Here is a 4,279-nt window from a genome sequence, read left to right as displayed (position 1 = left end):
CTATGCGCCGCAGAACCTGATCGAGCTGACCAGCGTGTCGGAGGCCAAGCAGGTGATGGCGGTGCTCGACGCGCTCGACGAACACGACGATGTGCAGGGCGTGTACGCCAATTTCGACATCAGCGATTCGCTGCTGGAGGCGATCGCCGGCTAGGGCGGAGCCGTGTCACGCATACCCGGCTCGGACGGTGTCAAAGGCTACGGTTCGTACTGATGTTCGTATTGGGGATCGACCCGGGATTGTCGCGCTGCGGGTACGGCGTGGTGGAGCAGATTGCGGGCTCGGGGGCACAGCGGGCTCGCACCGAAGCGGTCGCCCTGGGCGTCATCCGCACTGATGCCGACGAGCCGCACGCAGCGCGCCTGGCCACGCAGATGCACGAGCTGCAGGCCCTCATCTCCGAATTCCAGCCCTCGGTGGTGGCCGTGGAGCGAGTCTTCTTCCAGGCGAATGCGCGCACTGCGATGGGAGTCGCGCAAGTGGCCGGACTCGCCATGGCAGTAGCAGCCGCTGGAGAGCTGGAGGTGGTCGAATACACGCCGACCCAGGTCAAGCAGGCGGTTGCGGGCTGGGGCGGGGCCGACAAGGACCAAATGAAGCGCATGGTCGGCGAGCTGCTCGCGCTGCCGGGGCCGCCTGAGCCAGCCGATGCCGCCGACGCGGCTGCGGTCGCGCTGTGTCACCTGTCCCAGGCTTCCTGGCACGGGGCGGCAACCCATGCCCGGGCGCGCGTGCTGCTGCCCGCTTCGGGCGCAGCGGCACCCACGCCGTGATCGGCTCAGTGCGCGGGCGCCTGCTCGACAAGGATCCCGGCGGCGAGCTGCTGATCGAGGCCGGCGGGGTGGGGTATCGCGTTGTCGTCGCGCCGTCCGCGCTGGCTGGCGCCGGACCGGTGGGCGACGAGTGCTTCGTGTACGTCCACCATCTCGTGCGCGAGGACACTTCCGACCTGTACGGATTCGCCGAGCTCGACGAGCGGCGCTGTTTCGAGGCCCTGCTCAGCGCGCACGGTGTGGGTCCCGCGCTGGCGCTTGCCGTGCTCTCGCACTTGCCGCCCGACGAGCTGCGGCGCGCAGTGGCCGCCGACGACGCAGCGGCGCTGGAGCTGGTGCCCGGCATCGGCGCCAAGACATCCAAGCGGATGGTGCTTGACCTGAAGTCGCGGCTCGGCACGCCTGAGACTGCCGGCGCTGCCGCTGCGGCGGCGGCTGGCGACGGCGCTGGATCTGCAGTAGCGGAAGTGCGAGCCGCGCTGAGCCAGATGGGCTTCGCTCCGGCCGAGATACGCGACGCCATGGCCGCCGTCACGATCGAGGCAGCACGCGACGGCGATGCCGACACTGGTGCACTGCTGCGTGTGGCACTGCGGGAGCTCGGTCCGCGATGAGCGCTGGGGGAGCCCGCAGCGAGGGCTACCGGCGCGACGAATCGGGGGTGTCAGAACCGGGCCGCAGCGAGGTCACCGACCCGGCCAGCTCGGCGGCCGACGACGGCGATGCCGAAGCCTCGCTGCGACCGCGGTCGCTGGAGGAGTTCGTCGGCCAGCCCGAGGTGCGAGAGCACGTGGCCATCACGCTGCGGGCTGCGCTGGCCCGGGGCCAAACGCCTGACCATCTGCTGTTCGCCGGCCCGCCGGGGTTGGGCAAGACCACGCTGGCCGGCATTATCGCCGCCGAGCTGAACGCGGCGCTGCATCTGACATCGGGTCCGGCAGTGGAGCGAGCCGGAGACCTCGCGGCAATCCTCACCAACCTGGCTGACGGCGATGTGCTGTTCATCGACGAGATCCACCGCCTGCCCAAGGTGGTCGAGGAAGTGCTGTACCCGGCCATGGAGGACTTCGCGATCGACATCGTGTTGGGCAAGGGGCCAGCAGCGCGCTCGATCAGATTCGAGCTGCCCCGGTTCACCCTGGTCGGCGCCACCACCCGCACCGGGTTGATCTCGGGGCCCCTGCGAGACCGCTTCGGCTTGGTCGAGCGCCTCGACTACTACTCCACGGACGATCTCGAGGCGATCGTGGCTCGTGCGGCCGGGATCCTGGGTGTGGACATCGATGCCGAGGGGGCCGCGGAGATCGCGTCGCGCAGCCGGGGTACGCCGCGGATCGCCAACCGGCTGTTGCGCCGGGTGCGCGACTTCGCCGAGGTGCGCGCCAGCGGCGCCGTCGACGTGGCGGTGGCGCAGGAGGGGCTCGCCGCATTCGGCGTCGACGAACTCGGCCTCGACAAGGTCGACCGGGCAATTCTCGACGCTCTCGCTGTCACCCATGCTGGGCGGCCGTTGGGGCTGTCCACACTGGCGATCTCCATCGGCGAGCAGACCGAGACTGTGGAGGACGTGTACGAGCCCTTCCTGATCCAGCGCGGGCTGCTGCAGCGCACGCCGCGGGGCCGCATCGCCACTGCCGCGGCCTACGCGCATCTCGGCGTCGAGGCTCCGCCCGCGACAGACGACTCCGGCAGCGTGCCCGGTGCAGAGGCCGAGATCTCGTTGTTCGACGCATCGGCTTCATCGACCGATTCAGCCACCGAGTCACCCGCAGGCGCGCCGGTCGAGATCGACGACACAGCGTGGTGAGCACGCCGCGGCTGTCGATGGACGAGTTCGACTACGAGCTGCCGTCATCGGCAATCGCGCACGTGCCCGCCGACCCACGCGACTCGGCCCGGCTGCTGGTTGACCCGGGGCCGTGCCGAGCGCCTGAACACCGGCAGGTGACCGATCTCCCATCCCTGCTCGGCCCCGGGGATCTGCTGGTGGTCAACGAGACGCGGGTGATGCCTGCCCGCCTGCCCCTCCGCAAACGCTCTGGCGGCGCGGCCGAAGTACTGCTGCTCGAACCGCTCGCAGTGGAGTTTGGTTCGGCTCACCGGATTGCCGATCCCGACGACAACCGGCTCTGGGCGGCGCTGGTGCGACCGTCACGGCGGATTGCGGACGGAACGGTGCTGGTCTCCGAGCGGGACCCGACCGTGCGAGTGGTGGTGGGCGAGCGTCTGGACCGGCAGCGCCGAGCCGTGCATGTGCTTGTCGGTGAGACGTCGCTCGCCGATGTGTCGCAGGCCCGACTGCTCGAACGGGCTGGGGAGGCGCCGCTGCCGCCCTACATCGACCCGGACAAGGCTCGGGGTGCCATCGCCCAGCGCCTCGGTGTCGATGCAGCCGACAGTGATGCGGCTCGAGCGGCGCTGGCGGATCGCTACCAGACCGTCTACGCCCGCTCGGACGGCTCGGCGGCGGCGCCGACGGCAGGGCTTCACCTGACCGCACGCGTGCTGGAAGCGCTGCGCTCGAACGGCGTCGGCATCGCGACCGTGGACTTGACCGTCGGCCTGGCCACGTTCGCGCCAGTGACCGCCGAGCACGCCGACGAGCACGAAATGCACACCGAGCACTACCGGGTGTCCGCACAGACGCTCGCCGCCTGCGCTGCTGCCGAATGCGTCGTTGCGGTCGGCACCACCACCGTGCGCGCACTGGAGGCCGCGGCCCGCCAACGACAACGCCCGGGGCCCGCTGCGGGCACAACCGATGTCTGCGGCGGCACCGATCTCTTCCTGCGGCGGGGTGCTGAGTTCCTGCTGGTCGATGCGATGCTCACCAACTTCCACATGCCCCGATCGTCGCTGTTGCTGCTCATCGACGCGTTCATCGGGCCGCGCTGGCGCGATCTGTACGAGACGGCGCTTGCGAAGGGCTATCGCTTTCTGTCCTTCGGCGATGCGATGCTGCTCCGGCGGACACCGCCCTCATGAGGCCAGCGAGATGAGCGTTGCGAACAGCCCGCTGGTGCTCGAACTGCTGGCGACTGACGGCTCAGCCCGACGGGGACAGGTCACGACGGCCCGTGGGACGTTTCAGACGCCGGTGTTCATGCCCGTGGGAACCCGTGGCGCCGTGATCCATCTCGATGCCACCGACTACGAGCATCTCGGTCTCGAGGTCGTGCTGGCCAACACGTATCACCTGCTGGCGCGGCCCGGAATCGACGTGGTGGAAGCGCTCGGCGGGCTGCACTCCTTTTCCGGCTGGGGCGGCCATTTCCTGACGGATTCGGGTGGCTTCCAGATCATGTCGCTCGGCCGCCGTCCCGGCGGCGCAGATCGGCCCGGCCGCCGTCCCGGTGGCGCTAGTGAGCCCGGCCGCCGCCCAGAGAGTTCTCCTCAGGATGCGAAGTCCAAGGTGGACGACGAAGGCGTGACCTTCCGTTCGACCTATGACGGCACCCAGATGCGGCTGACACCCGAAGATGCGGTCGATGCGCAGCGCCGCCTG

At 69.7% G+C, this 4,279-nt stretch carries 6 protein-coding genes; all 6 read left to right on the top strand.

The genetic code is table 11. The features are described from left to right. On the top strand, positions 1-154 hold a 154-nt coding region (locus VI480_RS15735), incomplete at its 5' end, for a YebC/PmpR family DNA-binding transcriptional regulator (RefSeq protein WP_416246602.1). A 59-nt stretch (positions 155-213) separates the two neighbouring features. Then, positions 214-774, top strand: a complete 561-nt coding sequence (ruvC, locus tag VI480_RS15245; RefSeq protein ID WP_323673716.1) for a crossover junction endodeoxyribonuclease RuvC — start codon at positions 214-216, stop codon at positions 772-774. Beyond that, on the top strand, positions 771-1,388 hold the full coding sequence (ruvA, locus tag VI480_RS15240; protein WP_323673715.1) for a Holliday junction branch migration protein RuvA: 618 nt from the start codon (positions 771-773) through the stop codon (positions 1,386-1,388). The genes ruvC and ruvA overlap by 4 nt, the downstream gene beginning before the upstream one ends. Beyond that, positions 1,385-2,581 (top strand): Holliday junction branch migration DNA helicase RuvB, encoded by a 1,197-nt coding sequence (gene ruvB / locus VI480_RS15235; protein WP_323673714.1) that lies wholly within the window; start codon positions 1,385-1,387, stop codon positions 2,579-2,581. Before ruvA ends, ruvB begins: the two co-directional genes overlap by 4 nt. After that, on the top strand, positions 2,578-3,759 hold the full coding sequence (gene queA, locus VI480_RS15230) for a tRNA preQ1(34) S-adenosylmethionine ribosyltransferase-isomerase QueA (protein ID WP_323673713.1): 1,182 nt from the start codon (positions 2,578-2,580) through the stop codon (positions 3,757-3,759). The genes ruvB and queA overlap by 4 nt, the downstream gene beginning before the upstream one ends. A gap of 10 nt (positions 3,760-3,769) precedes the next feature. Further along, on the top strand, positions 3,770-4,279 hold a 510-nt coding region (locus tag VI480_RS15225; RefSeq protein ID WP_323673712.1), incomplete at its 3' end, for a tRNA-guanine transglycosylase.

This window comes from Candidatus Poriferisodalis multihospitum, from assembly GCF_028283155.1.
Classification (GTDB): Bacteria; Actinomycetota; Acidimicrobiia; order Acidimicrobiales; family Poriferisodalaceae; genus Poriferisodalis; species Poriferisodalis multihospitum.
Note: the sequence above shows the minus strand (reverse complement) of the source record. Positions and strands in the feature narration are given on the sequence as shown.

Excerpts from the sequence above, each read along its gene's own strand:
- ruvC (WP_323673716.1), top strand. The coding sequence starts at position 214 with ATGTTCGTATTGGGGATCGACCCGGGATTGTCGCGCTGCGGGTACGGC.
- ruvB (WP_323673714.1), top strand. The coding sequence starts at position 1,385 with ATGAGCGCTGGGGGAGCCCGCAGCGAGGGCTACCGGCGCGACGAATCG.